Here is a 23,780-nt window from a genome sequence, read left to right as displayed (position 1 = left end):
CCTTTTCTATTGGAACGACGCCGATGACTGCTCGCGCAGCGAACTCGGGCGCATGTCGATCCAGTGTTCGTTGATGTAATCCAGGCAGACCTGGCGTTCGCCACGCATCCCCGCCTCGTTCCAGCCGGCGGCCATCGGCTTGCCCGCCGGCCACAGGGAATATTGACCCTGGGCATTGATCACCACATCGAATTGCAGGTGTGCGTCATTCATGTCGTTCTCCTGTTGAACGGGATTGCAGCGTGGCCAGACTCCGGTCGAGCCCGGCGGCGAGATGGTTGAATACGGCATGTCGCTGTTCGTCACTCGAAGCGCAGGCCCCGACGTAAACCCGCACGGACGCCCCGCAGATCTGCGCGCAGGTGTCTGCATCGTCGGCCGCAAAGGCCCGGGCCGACACCTCGGCATTGGCGCTGGCATGAGCCTGGGCAAACGCGGTGGCGGCGGCCTCGGTATTGAGTTGCGCGTAGTACTCAGCGAACGCCTCGGCATCACCGAAGTGTTCGGCAATCATGGCGCTGTTGGCCGGTGCCAAGCCGTAGGTCATCGCACTGGCGTGGGCCTTGGCGTACGCCGCGTCGTAGGCGTAGGCCTTGCGGTACAGCGCCAGCAACACCGGTTTGAGCGTGGCCCGCCACTCGCCCTGACGCCCGATCAGGCCAAGCGCCGCTCGCTGATGCAGGCTTCGCAACCCGAGCAGCGCCTGCTGATGTTCCGGCAAGGCTTCGCAGAGCATCGGCATGACCACGTCGGCCTGCCAGAGATGAAACAGCTTAAACGGCACCTGACCCCGCCATTGCCTCAAGCGCAAGGCCGTGTTCGAATCGGCTTCGCACAACACCTTGGTCAAGGCCAGCCACCATCGCGGCATCAAGATCGGATCATTCATGGCGCAGGCTCATCCGTACCGATCACCTCGGCCAGCAACCGCGCCCAGCGGCCCGCCACGATGCCGTAGTGATCGGTGTCGAGGGTTTGCCAGCTGCGCAACTGCGGCAGCAAGGCCTGCCAATTGCGTTGCAGGTCGTCCTGGTTCCAGGCGTTGCCCAGCCCGTAAGGATTGGCGTGCCCGGCGATGAACAGTCGCACCGCCGTGGTCGCCAGCGCCGGCGGCTGGAAGTCGATCATGCTGGTCATGTTGTTGCGACAGCACACCGTCAGCCGTTGCAGATACGCCTGACGTTCCTCGGCCATGCCCTGCCCTTCGACCTCGGGCCAGCGCTGGGCAAACTCGCGCTGGAACACCTGCTCGATCGTCTGTTCGTCGATGCCGGCCAGTTCCGCACCGGCATCCGGCGCGGGCGGGTCGATCAGGTACAGCAACGGCTGCCTGAAGCCGTCGACCCGGGCCTGATGACTCAGCGCCTGCGCCACCCATGCACCAAATGACCAGCCTCCCAGACGCCAGGCGCTGCCTGGCGGAAGGTGAGCCTTGATGGCCTCCAGATACCGGCGTGCACGTTCGTCCACGCTGATGTTCGGCAACTGCGGCACGCGCAACGCCGGGTCGGCGATCACGCACACGCCCAGCTCCGCCGGCAGTGCCGACACCAGTTCCCGATAGGCCTGAACATCGCCACCCACCGGGTGAATCAGGTACAGCCAATCGCGGCCGGCACCGGCATGCCATTGATCAATCCGCACCGCATCGTGCCAGCCGTGCGGTGCAGCGGGGGACGCCTCTTCAACCGTGGCGGTCGACACCAGCCCGAGCACTTCGCTCAGGCTGACCCTGTGGCTGAATTGCGACAGCTGGAATACCTCACCAGTGGCCGCTTGCAGTTCGTCGATGAGGTCGAGCAGCGTCAGCGAATCCGCGCCCAAGTCGTACAGCGAATCGTCGTCCTCCAGCTCGGCCACACCGAGCCACTTGCACAAACACTCACGCAGGCGCGTCGACAGGTCCACGCCCTTCGGTGCCTCGACCACCGCGGCCACGGCACCATGGCGAACCGGATAGAACCGCCGCGCCGTGTCAATGCCGGTGGTGGAGATCAACAGCTGCGGCAACTGCGTCGCCATCGCCAGATCGAACACCCGACAGCCCTCTTCGGCGGACAGGCCAACCGTCAGATGCTCCAGATGTGCAGCGTCCCCGCCATTACTGGTGGTGGCCATGCCGATGTCGCGCCAGATGTCCCAGTTGATCCCCAAGCGCAGGCAAGCGTCGGTCGCGTTCGGGCGATAGTGGGTGAAGCCGTCGAGCACCCCGCTGGCCGCTGCGTAGTCCAGATGCCCCGCGCCGCCAAACAGTGCTGACATCGACGAGCAGTACAGGACAAAACCCGGCGCCAGGTGCTCGATCAAGGCCTCGACCGCCAGCATGCCGCGGGTCTTGGCGGCCATGGCCTCGGCCATTTGCTGAGCATCGCGGTGACGAATCAGGCTGCCTGCGCCGACGCCCGCCGCATGAATCACCCCGCTCAGGCGACCATAACGAACGGCCAGTTGATCGAGGATCTGCGGCCAGCGCGGCAGGTCGGCGATGTCCGCTTTGATGCAGTCGATGCGCGACGCGTACGCCGTCAGTGACGCCGGCAATTGCCCCTGACGCGAGAGCAGCACCACCCGGCGGGTAGGTGCCTGCAGTAGGTGTTCGCACAAGGTCCGGCCGATGCCGCCGCTGCCGCCCAGCACCAGGAACGTGCCGTCTTCCGGCAGAAGCCCCGATGTCGTTGCCGGGCCGGTCAATGGCTGAGGCATCAAACGTGGCTGCCAGAGATAACCATCGCGCACCGCCATTCGCCGAGGCAGTGAAGCCGGATCGCCAAGCAGCGCAGCCAACTCGCCGGCGTGGGTTTCAAGTGGTAATGCCGGCCAGTCCAGCCAGTGGCAACGCACCGGGTATTCCTGCGGCACCACTTCGGTGATGCCGGCCAGCGCTGCCAGTTCGGGCCGTCGCACCTCGCCGTTCACCGGGCATGCCTGCCACGACATCAACCACAACCGCAGAAGGGTCGTGCGCGGGGTTTGCCCCCAGGCCTGCATCAGCGCACTGACCGTGTCCAGACAGGCCCACTGCGCCAGATCCAGCGATTGCTCGTTGACTGCGCCAGACACCGCCAGCGGCAAGGCATGCAGCCAATCGAGCTCGCCGAGTGCAGGTTCTGCGACCTCAGCGAGCAAACGGTTGAGGGCTTGAGTGTCCAGCGGATCAAGTTCGAAACGGTCCGTGCTCAGGCGCTTGAAGCCATTGCCAGTGCGTACCTGAATCACCCGTCGATACACCACGTCCAGGCTCGCCAGCAACGTCGAGTCCGGCGCTTCATGGCTGCACAGAATCAGCACCTCACGGGATTCCGCCGCCGCTGTCGCGCTCAGGCGACGGGTGCGCACCCACTGTCGCTGGTGGAACCAGTCCGCCAGCGGTTGTCGCTCAAGGGTTGGCGCATCAGGTTGAACAGCTACAGGTGGCTGGAAACGATACGGCTGAAGATCGAACGACGACGGCGGCAAATCCCAGGGCGGCGGTGCCGAGCGTTGTGGCCACTGGATATTCGCGCCTTCGTACCAAGCTTCCAGCAGCTCCTGCGGCGATTGATCAATGACTTTAAGTTGCGCGCTCGAAACGGTGACTTCCTTGATCGCTGTCGGCTGCAATGGAATGTCGTCACCCGGCTGGCAGACCATCGCGAAGCGCCAGCGCAGTTGCCGGCGACCTGACTGCAAGTGCCGCAGCAATGCGGTCCGCTCCTCAGGATGGGTTTGCAGATATTCGCGAATCGTCGCGACATCGCGCAGCAACTCCACCCGGCTATGCGCAGAAATCATCAGCAGCGGCAACGTTTCCTCGACACTCTCCTGCGCCGTAGGCGCAGCACCAACGATGACATGCGCGTTGGTCCCGCCGATCCCGAAACTGCTGACACCGGCCAGTCGCCGCCGCCCTTGCGGCCATGGCCGGGACGTGGTCGGCACATAAAACGGCGAATGCTCCAGGTCGATCTGCGGGTTGATCCGGCCAAAACCCAGGTTCGGCGGCAGTACGCCATGGAACACCGCGAGGCTGGCGCGAATCAGCCCGACCACCCCCGCCGCCGCACCCAAATGACCGATCTGGCTTTTCACCGAGGCCAGCGCGCATTGGCCGGCCGGCGCCTCGCCGAACGCCTTGGTCAACGCCGCGACCTCGATCGGATCGCCCAGTAAGGTGCCGGTGCCGTGGGCCTCGATGTAGCCGATGTCGGCACCGGTCAATCCGGCCCGGTTCAAGGCATCGCGGATAACCGCGCTCTGCCCCGCCACCGACGGCGCGGTGTAACTCATCTTGGCCCGGCCATCGTTGTTCAACGCCGAGCCTTCGACCAGCGCGTAGATCCGGTCGCCATCGGCCCGCGCCTTGGCCAGCGGTTTGAGCACCACTACGCCGTAGCCGCTGGCGCCAAGGGTGCCGCTGGCGTCGTCGCTGAACGGACGACACAAACCGTCGGCGGAGAAAATGTGCTGCGAGCGGTGCCGGTAGCCCTCGGTCAGCGTCGGGTCGATAAGCACCCCGGCTGCAAGCATCACGTCACTGTCGCCCTGGCGCAGCATCGAACTGGCCAGGTGCACGGCGATCAATGAGCTGCCGCAAGCAGCCTGCACGCTCAGGGCGGGGCCGTTGAGGTCCAGGTGATACGCCGCTTTGGTCGCCAGAAAATCCTTGTCGTGATGCAGCGCCAGTTGGAAGCCGTCCGGCAGATCGTCCTCGGCGGTTTCGCGCAGCATCTTTTGAAAGTATGTGGTTTCGCCGCAACTGGCGATCAGTCCGATGCGCGGACCATCCGCCGACGGGACGATGGCCGCGTGTTGCAGGGCCTGTACGCACGCCATCAGCAGATGCCGCTGTTGCGGGTCCATCAGGCGCGCTTCCTGGCGGCTGATGCCGAAGTACTCGGGATCGAAATCGAGCATGCCCGCCAGTTGACTGCGGGCGCCGACCAGCCCCTCGTCGGCGGCAAAGTGCTCGATGCCCAGCCGATTGCCTTGCACCATCGCCCAGAATTCGGACAGGTTCTGCGCCCCGGCCACATTGACCGCCAAGCCGATGATCGCCATCGGCTGATGGCCTGCATCGGCCTGCCGTACACGCTCCGCCGCTGCCACCGGCGCCGTCGACAGGTGCGCAGCCAGACGCCGCACCGTGACGTGTTCGAACAGATCGGCCATTGTCACCTTGTGCTGCAGTTCTTCGGCGTAACGGCCATGCAAACGCATCAGGCCGAGGCTGGTGGCGCCGGCCTCGAAGAAGGTCTGCTCCGGTTCGATGTCCCGTCCGATCACGGCCTGGAACAACTCGCTGAGTTGCCGTTCCAGCGCGGTCAATTGAACAACCGGTTGTGGCGTGCTGCGCCGCTCCAAAGCCTCGCCCAGATTGGGCAAGGCCTTGCGGTCGATCTTGCCGCTGGGCGTGCGTGGCCAGAGGTCGATCCGTCGGTATTCATCGATTCGCACATGGGCCGGCAGCCGCCGCGCGACCTGACGATCCAGCTCACCGGCTGTCGCAGGTTCGCCTTCGAGCTGCAGCCAGGCGATCAGCCGTGGTGGATCGGCCTGCACCGCCACCACCGCGTTGACCACTTCCGGCACCTGCATCAGCGCCGACTCGATCTGACCCAGTTCCAAACGATGGCCGCTGAGTTTGATCTGCTGATCGTCACGTCCCAGATAATGCAGGCAGCCCAGGGCATCGGCCCACGCCAGATCGCCGGTGCGGTAATACAAACAGCCATCTGCCAGCTCGACGAACCGCGCAGCGTTCAGCGCAGGATCAGCCAGGTAGCAACGGGCAACCATTGGCCCGGCCACCAGCAGGTAGCCACGGCAGCCGTTGGGCACCGGGCAATCATGCTCATCGACCAGCAACAGCCGCGCATTGCCAACGGCATGGCCGATCGGCGCGCGCAACGGCCAGTCCCGCGCCACGGGCGGCAGGCGCAAGGCGCTGACCACGTGGGTTTCGGTCGGGCCGTAATGGTTGAACAGCGAGGCGTGCGGCATGCCGCCGAACCAGTTGCGCAGCGCATCGGTGCAGAGCAGTTGCTCGCCGGCCGTAATCACCTCGCGCAACGCCGAAGGGTAAATGCCTCGGGCCACGGCGGTTTGCGCCAGATGCTGCAAGGCCACGTACGGCAGAAACAGGCGCTCGATCCGCGCCTCGACCATGTACTCCAGCAACGCCTCGGCGTCCTGACGCCAGCGCGGCGTGATCAGGTGATAGCAACCGCCGCCGCACAGGGTGCTGAAAATCTCCTGAAACGACACATCGAACGACAGCATCGAGAACTGCAGGGTTACCGCTTCCGCCGGCAACTGCCCTTCGGTGCGCTGCCATTGCAGCAGATTGCACAGGGTGCGCTCCGACACTTGCACACCTTTGGGCGTGCCGGTCGATCCGGAGGTGAACAGCGTGTACAGCGGCCGTTCGCCAGCGTGGCGTGGACGTTCGAACGTAACGGCATTGGCGCTCAGATCGACCCGATGAGTGGCGAATCGTCCGGCGTTCAGGTCATCCAGCACTGACTTCGTCATATCGCTGAACAGCACGCAATGCGGTTGCGCCTGTTCCAGCACCTGACGCTGGATCGCCAGCGGATAGGCAGGATCCAGCGGTACGGCCGTCAGATTGAGTTTGGCCAGCGCCAGCAAGGCGACGATGTGTTCCACCGAGGCATCGAGGAACAGCACGACATGCAATGGCGCGTTACCGGCCGGCAACGGATGGTGCTCGATCAGGTTTGCCGTCAGAGCATCGGCCAGCGCATTCAGTTCGCTGTAGGTAAGGCGCCGCTGGCCTTGAACCAGCGCAACCGCCTCCGGCGTGCAATGCACTTGATGCTCGAACCCCTCCGCCAGTGTGTTGAACGGCAGCGCAGTCCGAGGGCCCTCACTGGCCGGGGGCAGACCACGTCGATACGGACCGAGCAAATCGTTGAGATTGGCCGCCGGGGTTTCCAGCAACAGGTCCAGGCCTCGGCGAAACAGCGCATTCACGGCGCGCATCTGTTCGCCATCGAAGTAGCTGCACTGATATTCCCACCAGCATTCCAGTTGCGACCCGCTGCCCACCATCAACAGCGTCAGCGGGCACTTGGCGTGCAAGTGCTGGTTGAATTGCAGCGTCGCGTGCAGGTTCGAATCGGCCAGCGCTGCGTAATCGGTGTTCTCCAGCACGAACATGAAATCGAACAGTAACGGGCTCGACGACAGCCGCAGGTCTTCCACCAGATCCGCCAGCGCCACGTCCTGCAACGCCAGCACCTCGCGCACCGTGGCGGTCTGCTTGCGCAACTGTTCTTGCAGGGTCGATGCCTGCTCGACGGCGGTCGGGATCAGCACGGTGTTGGCAAACATGCCGACCGTGTCTTCGAACTCCGCCAGTGGCCGGTTGGACACCGGACTGGCGATCCTTGGCCGCTCGCACCCGGTCAGGGCGTACAGGCTCCAGGCGAAGACGCTGAACAGCACTTCGAAACGGGTCAGCCGTTGTTGAGTGCAAAAGCGTTCGAGGGCCGCGCTGCGCAGGGTGCCCAAGGGTTCGCGGTGCAACCGGGCGTCGGGGCTGATTTCGCGCATTGGCATCAATGCAGGTGATGGTTCTTCCTGACGGCGATGCAACTCGGCGAGGGCGCGGCGCTGGTCGCGATAATGCGGATCGACGCTCCACTGGCGCTGCCATTGGCCAAACTCCAGCGTCGTCAAGCGGCCCGCGGGTTGCAGGCTGTCGCGGCCTTGCAGGACATCGCTGTAAAGCTGCGCCAGGTCGTCGAACAGCAGGTTCACCGACCAACCATCGACGATGATGTGATGCAGGTTCAGCAACAGCCGGCAGCTGCCATCAGCGAACGGCAACAGCCAAGCCTGAAACAGCTTCGGGGTGGTCAGGTCGAACGGCGCGGCGAACACCAGCTCGGCGAAGGCCTGCCAGTTGTCCTCGGTGAAATGCCCGACCGCAAAGGTGCGACAGGTCGAGCCCTGCTCGGCGATTACCTGATCCAGTCCATCGGCACCCGCCACGAATGCCGTGCGCAACCCCGGATGACGCTGCACCAGACGCCCCAAAGCCTCGGCCAGTGCCGCGACTTCGACACCTGCCGCCAGATGCAGAATCAGCGGCACGCTGTAGGCGGTCGAGGCCGGCGAGCGTTGTTGCAACAGCCACAGGCGGCGCTGTTCGGCGGTGGCCGGTAGGCGTTTGGCGCTGCTGATCGGAGGCGCGGGTGGGTAGATCGACGCGCCGTTCGTTTCACCGCTCAGTTGTGCGGCCAATAACGAGAAAGGCTCGTTGAGCAACGTATCGATCGCGATCTCTTGCTGCCAGCGGACACGGATCGCCGAACGCAGACGCATCGCCTTGAGCGAGTCGCCGCCACTGCCCAGCCAATCGTCCTGCGCACTCAGAGCGGGTTGGCTGAGCAGCGAACGGGCCTGACTCAGCAACCAATCCAGCGCCGGTGATGCGTTTTCGTTATCCGTAGCCGTCAGGGCTGGATGCCACGGACTCAACCCTTGGGCCAGCAAGCCATCACGATCGATCTTGCCATTGGCCGTCAGCGGCAGGCGCTCCAGCAGGAACAGCTGATTAGGCCGCATGTAAGGCGGCAGTTGTGCCCGCAGATGGTTTTCGAAGGCGTGATAGTCCAGATCCCCGCGAGGCACGATGAATGCCTGCAACAGATGATCTTCCGCCGCCTGACGCCGGGTGCAGACATACACCTGCGCCACGCCCGGATGCTCCAGGATCCGTTGCTCCACCTCCCCCGGCTCGATCCGGAAACCCCGGATCTTCACCTGCCGATCGACCCGCCCCAGGTACTCGATCAAGCCTTCGGCATTGCGCCGCACCAGATCGCCGGTGCGGTAATGCACCTGCGCGCCACCGTCGAGGTTGGGCAAACGGACGAACTGGCGGGCGGTTTCTTCGGGCCGGTTGCGGTAGCCACGGGCGATACCACTGCCACTCAAATACAGCTCGCCGACCTCGCCTGCCGACACCGGACGTTGCAGCTCATCCAGCACCTGCACGCCGGTATCCGGCAACGGTCGGCCAATGGGCGCGGCGTCACCGGCAAAATCGCGGCTGATCGGCCAGCACAGGGCAAACGTGGTGCATTCGGTGGGGCCGTAGACGTTGAAGATCCGGCAACGGCTCTCAGGGTTGGCCCGATACCACCCGCGCACAGCGGCAGCGCTGATCTGCTCACCGCCGATCAGCACCTGACGCACGCTGGAAAAGCACGACGGCCACTCGGCAATCAAGGTGTTGAACAGCGACACCGTCATGAACAGGTTGTCGACCTGCGTGCGCTCGAGCACCTCGGCCAGTCGGCGCGCATCCAGCACGTCCTCGTCAGCGATCATCACGCAGCAACCGCCGTTGAGCAGCGGCGCCCACAGTTCGAAACTGCACGCATCGAACGCCGGGTTGGACAGGCAGGCAAACCGGTCCGTCGGGCGAATCTCGATATAGCCGTCGGTGGACGCCAGCCGCAGCAAGCCGCGCTCGCCAACCTCCACCGCTTTCGGCGTGCCGGTGGTGCCCGAGGTGTAGAACAGAAACATCACCTCGGCGAAGTCTTCGGCCAGTGTTTGCGGCGCAGCGTCCGGCTGATCGAGCAAGGCCTCGACGCTGGTTTGCCACAGTGAAGGCGACCACAACGGTTCTTCATCCAGGGTAATCAGGCCGATACACGCCGCATCCGCCAGCATCAGTTCCCGGCGTTGGCGCGGGCTGGCCCGATCCAGCGGTACCACCACCGCGCCGACCTTCAACGCGCCGAGAATCGCTGCCAACCATTGCCAAGAGCGCGGCATGCACAACGCCAGCGATTGGCCGGGCTCGACGCCGCGTGCCAGCAACCCTCGGGCGATGCGTTCGCTGGCGCTGGCCAGTTTGGCGTAAGTCAGCGTGACCGATTGATCGATCACCGCCGGGGCTTGCGGATTACGCGCCACTTGCTCGGCAAAGCGCGCGAGCAACGGCATGTCCTTGGACGCACTCATCATTTCGCCTCCTGCGCGTCGAAGCGTTGCAGCTCCCGACGGATTATTTGCGAGACCCGGTGGATTTCCGCGCTTTCGAGCATGTCCCAGTGCCCGCCGCTGACCAGTTTCGCCAGATAACCGCTGCCCGCGCGCCGACGCCAGAAGCCGCGCAGTTCATGCAACTGATGGCGGCTGAAATCTTCCCGCGCTTGGATCAGCACCACACGACCGGCGCGCGGCGCGCACTCATAAGCGGCCATGGCCAGCCGGTTGTGGTTATAGATGTTGAAATAGCGCTCGACCTGGGCGTCTTCGATGCCGGGGTACATGCCGTTGAAGCGCACCAGTTTGTCGCGAAACTCGGCCATGTCCACGGTGCCGATCTGCTCGCGGAAACCGGGGTCGTCGCTACCCTGAGTGTCAAGCAGCACCACCGTCACCTGACGATGCCCCGCCGCCGTCAACCGTCGAGCCATTTCATAGGCTACGAGGCCGCCGAACGACAACCCGGTGAGGATCAGCGGTTGCTGTGTCAGCGGCTCAATCTGGCGCAAGTAGGCCACGGCCATCGCTTCGACCGTCGGCTCGGCGCTCTCCCCCGGATTCAGCCCCGGCGATTGCACGCCGTAGACGCCGGTTGTATCCGGCAGCACCTTGGCCAGCGACAGGTAACAGAACGCCGTGCCGCCCGCCGGGTGAATGCACACCACGTTGTGCTGGCCGCTGCCGCGACGGAATTCGATCAGGTTGCTCTGCGCCAGCGCCGGGTTGGCCCCGACCCGCAGCCAGCCGCCCAGCGCTTCGATGGTCGGGTAGCTGAGCACCACGCGCACCGGCACTTCGACCGCAAACTGCTGGCTGATTTCATGGGCCATTTTGATCGCGGCGATGGAGGTGCCGCCGACATTGAAAAAGTTGTCGCGAATGCCGATCTGCGGCGCCAGCAACAGGCTTTTCCAGATCTGGTACAACGCCAGTTCGATGTGATCGCGCGGGCTGCTCAGGTTGACCTGGCGGTTGGTCATCTCTTCATCCGCCAGTGCTGTCAGCGCGGTTCGGTCGAGCTTGCCGTTGGCGGTCAGTGGCAGCGCCTCGAGCCACAGATAGCTGCCGGGGATCACCGCTCTGGGCAGTGTCGTCGCCAGATGGGCGTGCACCGCTGCTTCGTCCACGGTCTCGGCCACCACGCAACAGGCCACCAGCCGCTGATCCTGCGCTGCTTCGCCGACCATCAGCACCACGGCGCTGCGAATGCCGGGAAACCCTTCGAGTCGGGCTTCGATCTCGCCCAGTTCCAGGCGCACGCCGCGCAACTTGACCTGAAAGTCGTTGCGACCGAGAAATTCCAGCTGACCGTCCGGGCGATAACGCGCCAGATCGCCGCTGCGATAGAGCCGATCGCCTGTCACAAACGGATTGTCGATAAAGCGTTCGGCACTGAGCTGCTCCAGCCCCAGATAGCCACGGGCCACGCCCACGCCGCCAATGTGCAAATGCCCGGTCACGCCCACCGGTACCGGCTGGTCGCGCTCATCGAGCACGTAAAAACGGTTGTTGGAAATCGGCCGGCCGATCGGCAGCTGCCGGGCCGGCACCTCGGCGCCGGGCTCCAGGGTCCAGATGCTGTTGATCACCGTAGTCTCGGTCGGGCCGTAGACGTTGTGCAGCCGCGCATAGGGCAGGCGCTCCTGAAAGCGCCGGGCCAGAGCCGGTGGCAGTTCACCGCCGCCGCTGAATACGTCAGTCAGCGACGCACACTGGCTGACCTCGTCGACCTCCAGGAACAGCTGCAACATCGCCGGCACGAACACCAGCGCCGTGACCTTCCGTTCGCGCACCTCGCGCGCCAGATACGCTGGTTCGTAATGCCCGCCGGGCCGCGCGATCACCAGCCGCCCGCCGGTTGCCAGCGGCCAGAAGGTCTCCCACGCCGAGGCATCGAAACCGAACGGAATCTTGTGCAGCATCGCCCCCGCTTCGCCGCAGACCTGCAAACACCACAGCAGCAGGTTGCTCAAGCCACGGTGGGCGACCATCGCGCCCTTGGGCAAACCGGTGGTGCCCGAGGTGTAGATCACGTAGGCGAGGTGGTCAGGGGTGACGCCGACATGGCGCGGATCAAGATTGTCCGCCGGCAACGACGCCCAGCTCGCGGCATCTTTTTCGAGGTCGAGAATCGGCGCTTCCCAGGTCGAGCCTTGCACGGCCTGCCGCAAGATTCCGTGCGCCGAGCCGAGGGTCAACAGCACCGCCGGCGTGCTGTCGCCGAGCATATGGCTCAGGCGCCCTAACGGATAATCCGGATCCAGCGGCACGTAGGCGCCGCCGGCCTTGAGCACTGCCAGCAACGCGACCGGCAATTCCAGCGAGCGCTCGATGCACACCGCCACGCGCACCTCCGGGCCGACGCCCAAGGTGCGCAAGTGCCGCGCCAGGCGGTTGGCCCGGGCATTGAGTTCGGCGTAGTCAAGCGACTCACCCTCGAACACCACTGCGCAGGCCTGAGGGTTGCTCGCCGCCTGCGCTTCGACCAGTTGATGCACGCAGGGCGCCGCTGGCGTCAGTGGCGCGGCGCGGTTGAAGTCGACCAGCACCTGCTGACGCTCAGCCTCGTTCATCAACGGCAGGGCATTGATCGGTTGCTTGGCGTCGGCGGCGATCGCCTCGAGCAAGTGGCGGTAGTGCCCGCTCAGGCGTTCGATGGTCGCAACGTCGTAGAGGTCGGTGTTGTATTCCACCAGCAAGTCCAGCCGCCCTGCCCGCTCGACCCATTCGAATGCCAGATCGAACTTGGCCGTGGCACTGCTGGTGCCGTACGGCGCCAGTTCCAGGCCAGGCATCTGCACCGCGTTGCCCGGCGTGTTCTGCAGCACCAGCATCACCTGGAACAACGGCGAATGACCGGGATCGCGCGGCGGGTTGACGGCCTCGACCACGCGGTCGAACGGCACGTCCTGATGGGCGTGGACGTCGAGCATCTGCCCCCGCACGTCACGCAGCAGTTCAGCGAAGGTCTGCTGCGGATTCAGGCGCTGACGCAGCACCAGCGTATTGACGAAATGACCGATCAGCGGCTCGACTTCCGGGCGATTGCGATTGGCGAACGGCGTGCCAATGCACAGATCCTGCTGACCGCTGTGGCGCCACAGCAGCACCGCCAATGCGCCCAGCAACACGTTGAACAGCGTGCCCTGGGTCTGCCGGGCCAGCGCGGTGAGTTCACGCAAGGTGCCGCCATCGACGGACGAACTGAACGTGGCCCCGACATAGCGCTGCACCAGCGGTCGCGGCCGGTCGGCGGGCAAAGTCGATAACAGCGGCGCGTCGTCCAGGGTGCGGCGCCAGTAATCGAGCTGCGCGTCCAGCGCCGCGCCACCCACCCGCTGTTGCTGCCAGCAAGCGTAATCGGCGTATTGCACCGGCAACGGCGCCAGGCTCACGGTTTGGCCGCGCAGATAATCGCCGTACAGTGTCGCGACTTCGTGCAGGATCACACCCATCGACCAGCCGTCGGCGATGATGTGATGCACGCTGTACAGCCACAGGTATTCATCGTCGGCCACGCGCAGAACCGACGCCCGCAGCAATGGACCGGTGGCCAGATCGAACGGCGCCCGGGCATCCTGTTCGACGGTGATTCGCACCTGTTGCACACGCTCGTCGGCAGGCAATTGGCGCAGATCCGTCACTGACAACGACAGCGGCATCGACGAATGCACCACCTGACGCGGTTCACCGTCCACGCTGCAAAACGTCGTGCGCAGGACTTCGTGGCGGGCCACCAGTTGGTTGAGCGCCCTTTCCAGCTGCGCAACGTTCAACTGCCCTTTTAGCGTTACCGCCGTGGGCACGTTGTAGAACGGGTTGCCGGGTTCCAGTTGATCAAGAAACCACAGTTGCCGTTGCGAGAACGACAATGGCCAGGAACTGTTAGCGCCGGCACGACGGGGAATCCCAGCGTCATCGTGCCCGCCGAGCAAGGTGATCAGCTCCTGCTTGTGACGCTTGAGCGCCTGGGTCAGTTCTTCGGTGAGAACCCCGCGCGGCGCCTTGCAGCGCAGCTTGTCACCGTCCACCTCGAGCACCACGCCATAGCGAGCGAACAACCCCAGCAATTGATCGGCATTCATACTTCGAACTCCTCCATGTCTTCATCGTCCAGGCTGGCGATCACAGGCTCGATGGCAAACGCCTCGACTGACGCGCGGTGTTGTTCATCGGCCGTGCGCAGGCCGCCGATCATCGAGTAGATCAATTCATGGCTCGGCCCGAGGTCGAACAGCGTGGTCAGTTGCTGTTCTTCGACCGAACCGATGCCGCACAGGCCCAGGCCGTGCTCGACGGCGGTCATGCTCAGCAACTGGGCCATGGCGCCGCTTTCGATGTGGCAGAAGTCGCGGCTGCGCTCGCCGTACAACGGACGAATCGCCGCCATGTCAGCGATGAAGAACAGCGAGAACGCGGCGTTCTCGTACACCGGACGATTGACGAAATAGTCGTAGGTGTCCGGGTCGAGTGCTCCGCTCTGGAGCGCCAGCAGACGATGCTGGCGGGGATCGTAGTAATACGCGCCGCCGGGCACGCCGAGCACGCGATCCGGCTTGACGTAGAGGTACGCCTGAATCGGGTACAACCCGCCCGCCGACGGGAACTGGTATTTCACCTCGCCGTCGAGTTGCCCTTGAGCCATCGCCGCCAGTACGTGCGCGAAGGCCTGGGTGGCGATCGGTTGCCGATCGTATTGACGCACCGAGCGGTAATCGCTCAAACGTCGGGCGAAGGCCGGGTCTTGCGGCAGGTCCAGCGCCAGCGCCGGCAGGGTCTGAGCGAAGTCGCGGCGTCCGCGCTGTTCGGCCTTGAACTGCGCCCGCTGCCGGGGATCTTCGATGATGTCCTGCACCGGCTCTGGAGCCTGCTGAACATTGCCGAGCAGATCCTGCCGCGCCCGGTTCTGGCGGTACATGCCAAGCAGATGCAGCAACGTCGGTTGGGCCAGCAGTTGCGCCACGTGCGGGCGGAACTGCAAGGCGCCGGACAAGGCGTTGCTGATCCTGACGATATCGATCGAAGTCGCGCCGAGGTTCAGCAGATTGGCGTTGGCGGCAATGGAATCGCGCTTGAGCACGCCCTGCACGATTTCCACCAGCCGTTGCTCCTGTGGGCCCTCGACTTCGAGCGCCGGCCCTTGTTCCTCGATCTGCTCCGGTTCCGGCAGGCGTTTCTTGTCGACCTTGCCGTTGGACGACAACGGCCACGCTTCAACAAAGGTGAACGACGGCGGAATCATGTAGGCCGGCAGTTTGTCGCTCAGGTACGCGCTGAAATCGCTGGCCTGCAACGCCGGATCGGCCTTGAGCACATAGCCCGCCAGACGCTTTTCGCCCAGCGTGCTGCCCAAAATCCGCACCACCGCGCTCTGCACGCCGGGATGGCGATTGAGCGCGGCTTCGATCTCGCCCAGCTCGATGCGATAGCCCTGGACCTTGACCTGATTGTCTTCGCGACCGAGGAACTCTATGTTGCCGTCCGGCAGCAAGCGCCCCAGGTCGCCGGTGCGATACAGCCGCTCGCCGGTCAGTGGATGATCGAAGAAACTGCCGGCGCTGAGCTTTTCATCGCGCCAGTAACCTTTCGCCAGACCGATACCGCCGATGTACAGCTGCCCCGCGACCCAGGTCGGGCGCGCCTGCAGCGCTTCATCCAGCACGTAGAAGCGTTGATGATCGAGGGCCTTGCCGTAGGGAATGCTGCGCCACGCCGGATCGACATGCTGCACCGGGTAGCAGATCGACCAGATCGACGCTTCGGTGGCACCGCCCAGGCTGATCAACTGCAAGTCCGGCTGCAAGGCCCAGGCCCGCTCGGGCAGAGTCAATGGAATCCAGTCACCGGACAGCATCGCCACCCGCAGGCTGGCGGGCAAAGCACCGCCCTCGCCCTCTACGTACTCGACCAGCATGCCGAGCAGCGCCGGCACCGAGTTCCACACGCTGACCTGTTGACGTTCGATCAACGCCAGCCAGTGCGCCGGATCAAGTGACAGTTGCGGTTCGAGGATGACCACCGCCGCGCCCACGGCGAGGGTGCCGAAGAAGTCATAGACCGAAAGATCGAAACTCAGCGACGAAATCGCCAATACGCGGTCGCTCGGGCCGACGGCAAAGCGTCGGTTGATGTCGAGCAGCGTGTTGACCGCGCCGCGATGGTCGATCACCACGCCTTTCGGCTGGCCGGTGGAGCCCGAGGTATAGATCACGTAAGCCAGGTCGCTTTCGTTCACCTGCACCGGTTGCAGTGGCATTACAGCGTTTGAGACTTCATCGGTCACCGCGATGGCCGTGACCTGCGCCGGCCATTCGATTTTGTCGAGCAGCGCCGGTTGGGTCAGGGCGAGACTCGCCTCGGCCCGTTCCAGAATATGCCGCAGCCGTTCCGCCGGCTGAGTCGGCTCGATAGGCAGGTAAGCGCCACCGGCATACAGAATTGCCAGGGTCGCGACCACTTGCTCCCAACCGCGCTCCATCACCACCGCGACCAAGCGGTTCGGCAGCACGCCCTGCGCTTGCAGTCGGGCGCCGAGTTGCCGCGCCTCAAAGCGAAGCTGGGCGTACGTCAGCTGTCGCGCACCGATTACCGCCAGTGCATCCGGTGTGGCGAGGGCCTGACGTTCGAACAAGTCGTGCATCAACGGCAGCGTTTGCTGGTTGTCGACCGGTGCCGGCAAGCGTGCCTGCGGCAGCAGTTGTGGCGTGTTCGCGCCCCAGGCTGCCGGCTCGCACAGGCTGTCGAGCAGCTGGTTATAGGCGACGAACATCTGCTCGATCATGCCTTGCGGGAACAGTTCGTCGATGCTGTCCCAGTTGAACAACAGCCGTCCTTCCAGCTCCAGCAACGTGTGGTCGAGCCACACTTGCGGGGTCTGGGTGATGCTGTGCATGTGCCTGGCATTCAACGCGTCGGCGAGATTGAACTCGGCCAGTTCCGGCGCCGCTTCCGACAGCGTGCTGTTGAACACGATCGGCATCGCTGTCTGCTGTACGCCCCGGGCCTGGGACAATTCGCGCAGTACTCGCACGCCGCTGACCACCGAATGGTCGATATCGCGCCACAGTTGCGCCTGCACCGCGCGAGCCTTGTCGGTGAAACTCTGCGAACCGTCGATGCCGACTTCCAGCAGTACCAGCGAGGTGAAGTCGCCGATGATTTCGTCTACATCGGGATGCAGCGGCATACGGTTGAACAGCGGCAGGCTCAGGGTGAAACGCGGCGTGCGGCTCCACAGTGCCAGCACTTCGCTGAACGCGGTCAACAGCATCACCGACGGCGTCACGGCAAACTGTTTGGCCACGGCTTTGAGCTGCGTCCACTGCGCCGCCGACATGTCGCGGTCGCGGCGGGTGAAGTGCGGGTTGGCGATGCTTTCCGGCTGGCGCACCAGCGGCAGGTCCGGCGCCGGGGCCAGAGTGGTCACCCGCTCACGCCAGTAGCCCAGCGCCTGCTCGTAGCGGCGGCCATTGCGCAGTTGCTGTTCGGCCAGTACATAGTCGCGGAAGGCCAGGCCTGGTTCCGTCAGTTCCAGCGTCGGATCGACGTAGAACGCCATCAGTTCGCGGGCGAGAATCTGCGTGCTCGCGGCGTCGACGATCAGCGCGTCGAGGCTGATGTGCAGATGAGTGATGCCGTCATCGAGCAACGACAGGCTGAACTCGAACAGCGGCCAGCGACTGGCATCCAGGACCTGATGGGACTGGCGTTCGCGGGTCGCCTCAAGGGTGCGTTGCGCTACATCAGCGGGCAACCCGCGCAGGTCGCTGCGCGGCATATGGTAGGTCGGCACCTGCGCCAGCACCTGTTGTGTGCCGTCGCTGAGGAACACCACGCGCAGCATGTCGTGGCGCTGGATCATGCGGTTCAGCGCACGCTCGAAACGCTCGGCGTCGAATTCGGGAATGCGCAGTTCTTCGTAGCCGTGGGCACTGACGCCGCCGAGACTGACCGTGGCCTCGCGACCGAACCAGTAGGCTTGCTGGATATCGGTCAGAGGGAACGGTTCATGTCGATTGCCGTGATCCGGCTCGATCTGGATGAATGCCGGTTCAACGCTTTGCTCTTCACGCGACACCTGCGCCGCCAGATCCAGCAACACCGGGGTCTGGAACAGGCTGCTCAGGGACAGTTGTGCGCCCATGCGCTGGTTGATCGCGTAGATCATCCGCGTCGCCAGCAACGAGTGGCCGCCGAGGTCAAAGAAGTTGTCGTGGATGCCGACCCTTTCGCACTTGAGCACTTCGGCCCAGATCTCGGCCATCTGACGCTCAATGTCATTGCGCGGCGCCTCGTAAGTCGCCCCGGCGCTGCGTTCCGGCGCTGGCAGCGCCTGGCGGTCGAGCTTGCCGTTGCGGGTCAGCGGCAATTGCGACAGGCGAACCCAGGCACTCGGGATCATGTGTTCGGGCAACTGGCGTTGCAGTTCGGCACGCAGGCATTCAGGGGTCGCGGTGCCGACCACATAGGCCACCAGACGTTTGTCCCCGGCCACGTCCTCACGCAGCAAAACAACGGCTTCCTGCACGCCGGGTTGTTGATGCAACAGGCTGTCGATCTCGCCGAGTTCGATGCGGAAACCGCGCAATTTCACCTGTTGGTCGATGCGCCCGAGGTACTGTACGTTGCCGTCGGCCAGGAATTTTGCGAGGTCGCCGCTGCGGTACATCCGCCCGCCCGGCTCGGCACTGAACGGGTCCGGCAGGAAGCGTTCGGCGGTCAGGTCCGGACGGTTCAGATAGCCACGGGCCAGGCAAGCGCCAGCGACGTACAACTCGCCCGCCACGCCAACCGGCACCGGATTCAGATATTCGTCCAGCACGTACAGCCGCGCATTGGCGATGGGGCGGCCAATGGGCGGCGCGTCCGGCCAGGATTCGGCCTCGTTGCAATCGAGGCTGAATTGGCTGACCACATGGGTTTCGGTCGGCCCGTACTGGTTGTGCAACTGCGCGCCGCCGAGCCCACGGACAAAGCTACGCAGCTCGTCATTGATTTGCAGGGCTTCACCGGCGGTGATGATCTCGCAACCACCGGCCGGCATCGGTGCATCGGCCTCGGTCAAACCGGCGAGTTGCTGCAATACAGCGAACGGCAGGAACGCCCGCTGCACGCCTTCGGAGACCAGGGTCGGGCGCAGCGCGGCGAGGTCCTTGCGACTGTCTTCGGTCATGAGCAACAGGCTGCCGCCCTGGCACAGCGTGCTGCAGATTTCCTGGAACGAGACGTCGAAATTCAGCGAGGCGAATTGCAGCACCCGCTGCGGTGTCGTGGCCTGATCGAGTTGCCAGGTGATCAGGTTGTCCAGCGCACGACGGCTGTGGGCCACGCCTTTGGGGCGTCCGGTGGAGCCGGAGGTGTAGAGCACGTAGCCAAGGTGTTCCGGGCTCACCGTGACCTGCGGATCATCCGTTGGGTGTTGCGCCCATTGCAATGCGTCAGTGTCCAGGCAGCAGATTTTCGCCTCGTTAGCCGGTAGCCCGGCCATCAGGCTCGATTGCGTCAGCAGCAAGGTAGGCGCTGCATCACTGAACATGAACGCCAGACGCTCGCTCGGGTAAGCCGGATCGAACGGCACATATGCCGCGCCGGCCTTGAGGATCGCCAGCAGGCCGATGACCATTTGCGGCGAACGCTCCAGGCACAGGCCGACGCGATGTTCGGGGCCGACGCCTTGTTCGATCAGGTAACGCGCGAGGCGGTTGGCAGCGCGATTCAGTTCGCCGTAGCTCAGTTGCTCACGGTCGGCGAGCAACGCCACGGCGTCGGGTGTTTGCCGGGCGAGGTTTTCGAAACGCACCACGCAGCCGGGTAGCGACGCGGTATCTCGCGCGGTACGGTTCCAGTCATGAACGATCTGCTGGTGCTGCTCGGCGTTCAGCAGCTTGATCGCCGCCAGCGACTGCTCGCTGTCCTCGACCATCTGCGTCAGCACCCGACGCAGGTACTCGCCGAACTGCTCGACGGTGCCGCGTTCGAACAGGCCCGAGGCATATTCCAGACCGCCGACAATCTGCCCGTCACGCTCACTGAGGGCCAGTTGCAGGTCGAACTTGGCCACGTGATGGCTGCTCTCGACCGGCGTAACGTCGAGCCCGGTCAGCAGCAGGTCGGAATCCTGATCCTGCTCCCAGGCAAACAGCACCTGGAACAACGGACTGTGGGCCAGACTGCGCGGCGGATTGAGCAATTCCACCACTTGCTCGAACGGCAGGTCCTGATGTTCCTGAGCCTCCAGCGCCACTCGCCGCGCCTGTTGCAGCCATTGCGCCACTGACGGCGTCCCGGACTGAGTCAGGCGCAGCGCGAGGGTGTTGACGAAGAAACCGATCAGCCCTTCCAGTTCCTGCTGTGGACGGTTGGCCGACGGCACACCGATCACCACGTCGCTTTGCCCGGAAAGACGCGACAGCAACAACGAAAAACCGGCCAGCAAATTCATGAACAGCGTGGTGCCTTGCTGCATGCCCAAGGCTTTCAATCGCGCGGTCAAAGCTTCGTCGAAGACCAATGGAACAAAGCCGCCGAGGTAATCCTGCACGGGCGGGCGCTTGTGATCGGTCGGCAACTCCAGCAGCACCGGCGCGCCGCTGAGGGTTTCGCGCCAGTAACGGCTTTGCTGCTCCAGCACGTCACCGGACAGCCACTGTTTTTGCCACACGGCGTAATCCACGTACTGCACCGGCAATGGCGGCAGCGGATCGTCGCGATCCTGCAACGCCGCTGCGTACAGCTGACCGAGCTCGCGGGTGAGCACGCCCATCGACCAGCCGTCGGAGATGATGTGGTGCTGGGTCAGCAACAGCACATGGTCATCCGCCGCCAGCCGCACCAGGTTCACCCTCATCAGCGGGCCCCGGCTCAGATCGAACGGTCTGGCGCCTTCCTCGTCGATCAAGCGGCTCAGGCGTTTTTGCGCATCGTGCCCCTGCACGTCAGTCACCGACAGCCGGATACCGTGCGCAGGCGGCGAAACCAATTGCCGCCCTTCCCCTTCAACGGCAATGAACGTCGTGCGTAGCGCCGCATGGCGCGCTACCAGTTGATTGAAGCTGCGTTCGAGCGCCGCCACGTCCAGCGAACCGCGCAAACGCAGGTTCAACGGCATGTGATAGGCGGCGTTGCCACCCTCCATTTGCGCCAAAAACCACAGCCGCTGCTGAGCAGACGACAACGTTTGCGCGCCCGAGCGTTCAAGGGTTGTGATGGCTGGACGAGCCGCCGCCTGACTGGCTTGCAGCCGTTCGGCGAACTCCGCCAGAACCGGTGCAGCAAACAGCGTCGAAGCCGCCACTTCCAGCCCCAGCGCATGACGAACCTGCGCCAGCACGCGCATCACCAGCAGCGAGTGACCGCCGAGGGCGAAGAACTGATCCTGACGCCCTACCCGCTCGACGCCGAGCACGTGCGCCCAGATTGCGGCGAGCGCTGTTTCCAGCGGGCCTTGTGGTGCCTGATACTCCTGCTGATCGAACGCCTCGACGTCCGGCGCCGGCAGGTTTGGCCGATCGACCTTGCCGTTGGCGGTCAGCGGCAACGCATCGAGACGCACGAAGGCGCTTGGCACCATGTAGTCCGGCAGACTGGTTTGCAGCTGTTCACGCAACGAGCGCGGGCTTAGCGTTGAGTCTGGCTTTTCGCAGTAGTAGGCCACCAGACGCGGTTCACCGCGACTGTCCTGGCGCAGCAACGCCACGCTTTCCCGCACGCCCGGAATGTCCGCCAGCCGGGTTTCGATTTCCCCCAGCTCCAGACGCAGGCCGCGCAATTTGGCCTGGGAATCGTTGCGGCCGAGGAATTCCAATTGGCCGTCGGCCCGATAGCGCGCCAAGTCACCGGTGCGGTAAAGACGCTCGCCCGCCACGAACGGGCTGTCGATGAAACGCTCAGCGGTCAGTTGCGGCAGGTTCAGATAACCGCGCGCCACGCCGGCCCCACCGATGTACAGTTCACCGGCGCCCCCCTCGGCAACCGGTACACCGTCAGCGTCGAGCAGGTAAATCCGGGTATTGGGCAGTGCCCGGCCGATGGGCAGCACCGCGTCGATCAGGCTGCCTTCGGTGAATTCAAAACAGGTGCTGTCGATGCTCGCCTCGGTCACGCCATAGGCCTGGACGATCTGCACCTGCTCACCGCAGAGCCTGCGTAATTGCCGGGCGCTGTGGGCGGTCCAGATGTCGGAGCCGCAGACCACGGTGCGCAGGAACGACAGGTCGTGGCCGGTCTCTTCGACCCACGCCAACAGTGGATTGAGCAGCGCCGGCACGAAGTCGGCAAAGCCGATACGCGCGTCACGTATCAGGCGATACAGGGCCGGCGGATCCATCAGGGTGTCCCGTGGACACAGCACCAGCGTGCCGCCAAAACCCAGCGCACGGATCAGGTCGGCGCTGAACACGTCGAAGGAAAAACCGGCCATTTGCAGGTGGTTGATCGGCTCGCCCAACTCATAGAGTTGCGCCCAGTCAGCACTCACCGCAACCAGCCCGCGATGCTCGACCATCACGCCTTTCGGGGTGCCGGTGGAGCCGGAGGTATATATCACGTAAGCCAGGTGACGGGGTGTCAGGCCGATCGCGTGAGGATCAAGGTTGTCAGCCGCAAGCGCAGCCCAATCACTGGCGTCGGCCAGATCCAATATCGCGGGTGCAGTCGCCGACTGTTCGAGCGCCGCCCGCAAAACATCGCGCGCCTGGCCATGGGTCAGCACCACCGGCGGTGCGCTGTCGGCCAGCATGTGCGCCAGCCGCGCCTGCGGATACGCCGGGTCCAGCGGCACATAGGCGCCGCCGGCCTTGAGCACCGCGAGTACGCCGACCAGCATTTCCAGCGAACGCTCAAGACACAGTCCGACTCGCACGTCCGGCCCGACCCCGAGCTTGCGCAGGTGATGGGCCAACCGGTTGGCGCGGGTGTTCAGTTCACGATAACTGAGCGCCTCTTGCTGCCAGCGTGCGGCGACGGCCTCGGGGTTGCGCAGCACCTGCGCCTCAAACAGACCGTGCACGCACAGGTCTGCATCGAACGGTTTCAAGGAGCAAACGTCGGGCTGCGCGGGATTCGTCCCACGCAAGGAAGTGTTATCGAGCATCGGAGGCTACCGTCCATGACACTTTATTTTTGTGATCAGGCCGGGACAGAAATGCCCCGCCAGTCAGGCCCCGGCATCAGATGCCGGCACGGTCATTCGAATTCAGCAGGATGGCGCGGCGCGCGCGTGCAGACTCGCGTTGAACGCGGGCACACGCAGAAATTCGGGGGGAGACAGGCTGGAGAAAAACACCGCCGCGCGGTCGGCGCAGGCACCTGGAAAGTGGGCCGCATCATTGGCGACAGACGTCGCCCCGTTCATTGCATCGACGATTGCAAACCGCGTGACCAATTGAAACCTCGACTTCCATTTGAGGGTCAACGACGAGGAACAACCTGCGCGGGGATGACAGCGCCAGGGTGGTCCCGATCGGCTGCGACTGCCGGGTCTGTGGACACACGGCAATCTTCTGGCGCCGGGTTTGTGACCCGAAGCGCCGGCGGATAATAACCACGTTTTTTGCTGGTGAGGCAAACAAAATGTAGGAATTCTGCGAAATAAATATCAGCCGTTTCCTACATGGTGGTGACGATGGCAAAGAGACAGGCATGTCAAAAATGCTCGTACACCGTACCGCCGTTTCCTGCAGGCCACGTGCATCGAAAACCGGTGCAGCGTCTTGAGTGGCCAGCGAAAAGTCAGCACGCGACATACGTCGGTAGCCGGGCGCTAACAAGCCCTA

At 64.2% G+C, this 23,780-nt stretch carries 5 protein-coding genes; all 5 read right to left on the bottom strand.

What is annotated here, in order from left to right:
• Nucleotides 1-6 precede the first annotated feature (6 nt).
• The 5 genes from VNV36_RS22185 to VNV36_RS22165 are packed head-to-tail and all read right to left on the bottom strand — an operon-like array spanning nt 7 to nt 23,098.
• On the bottom strand, nt 7-213 hold the full coding sequence (locus tag VNV36_RS22185; protein ID WP_325720560.1) for an MbtH family protein: 207 nt from the start codon (nt 211-213) through the stop codon (nt 7-9).
• Entirely contained in the window at nt 206-889 is a 684-nt protein-coding gene (locus tag VNV36_RS22180) for a hypothetical protein (RefSeq protein ID WP_325720558.1), read from the bottom strand. The genes VNV36_RS22185 and VNV36_RS22180 overlap by 8 nt, the downstream gene beginning before the upstream one ends.
• Complete coding sequence (locus VNV36_RS22175; protein WP_414705533.1) at nt 886-9,981, bottom strand: hybrid non-ribosomal peptide synthetase/type I polyketide synthase; 9,096 nt, start codon at nt 9,979-9,981, stop codon at nt 886-888. The genes VNV36_RS22180 and VNV36_RS22175 overlap by 4 nt, the downstream gene beginning before the upstream one ends.
• A complete protein-coding gene (locus VNV36_RS22170) occupies nt 9,981-14,093 on the bottom strand; it encodes a non-ribosomal peptide synthetase (RefSeq protein WP_325720554.1) in 4,113 nt (1,370 codons plus the stop codon). Before VNV36_RS22170 ends, VNV36_RS22175 begins: the two co-directional genes overlap by 1 nt.
• Nucleotides 14,090-23,098, bottom strand: coding sequence for a non-ribosomal peptide synthetase (locus VNV36_RS22165; RefSeq protein ID WP_325720553.1), 9,009 nt, complete (start codon nt 23,096-23,098; stop codon nt 14,090-14,092). Before VNV36_RS22165 ends, VNV36_RS22170 begins: the two co-directional genes overlap by 4 nt.
• Between the last annotated feature and the right edge of the window lie 682 nt (nt 23,099-23,780).

Source organism: Pseudomonas sp. (assembly GCF_035554175.1).
GTDB lineage: Bacteria > Pseudomonadota > Gammaproteobacteria > Pseudomonadales > Pseudomonadaceae > Aquipseudomonas.
This window is presented reverse-complemented; position numbering and strand designations above follow the sequence as displayed.

Coding starts and splice junctions, on each gene's coding strand:
- VNV36_RS22185 (WP_325720560.1), bottom strand. CDS start 213: ATGAATGACGCACACCTGCAATTCGATGTGGTGATCAATGCCCAGGGT.
- VNV36_RS22180 (WP_325720558.1), bottom strand. CDS start 889: ATGAATGATCCGATCTTGATGCCGCGATGGTGGCTGGCCTTGACCAAG.
- VNV36_RS22175 (WP_414705533.1), bottom strand. CDS start 9,981: ATGAGTGCGTCCAAGGACATGCCGTTGCTCGCGCGCTTTGCCGAGCAA.
- VNV36_RS22170 (WP_325720554.1), bottom strand. CDS start 14,093: ATGAATGCCGATCAATTGCTGGGGTTGTTCGCTCGCTATGGCGTGGTG.
- VNV36_RS22165 (WP_325720553.1), bottom strand. CDS start 23,098: ATGCTCGATAACACTTCCTTGCGTGGGACGAATCCCGCGCAGCCCGAC.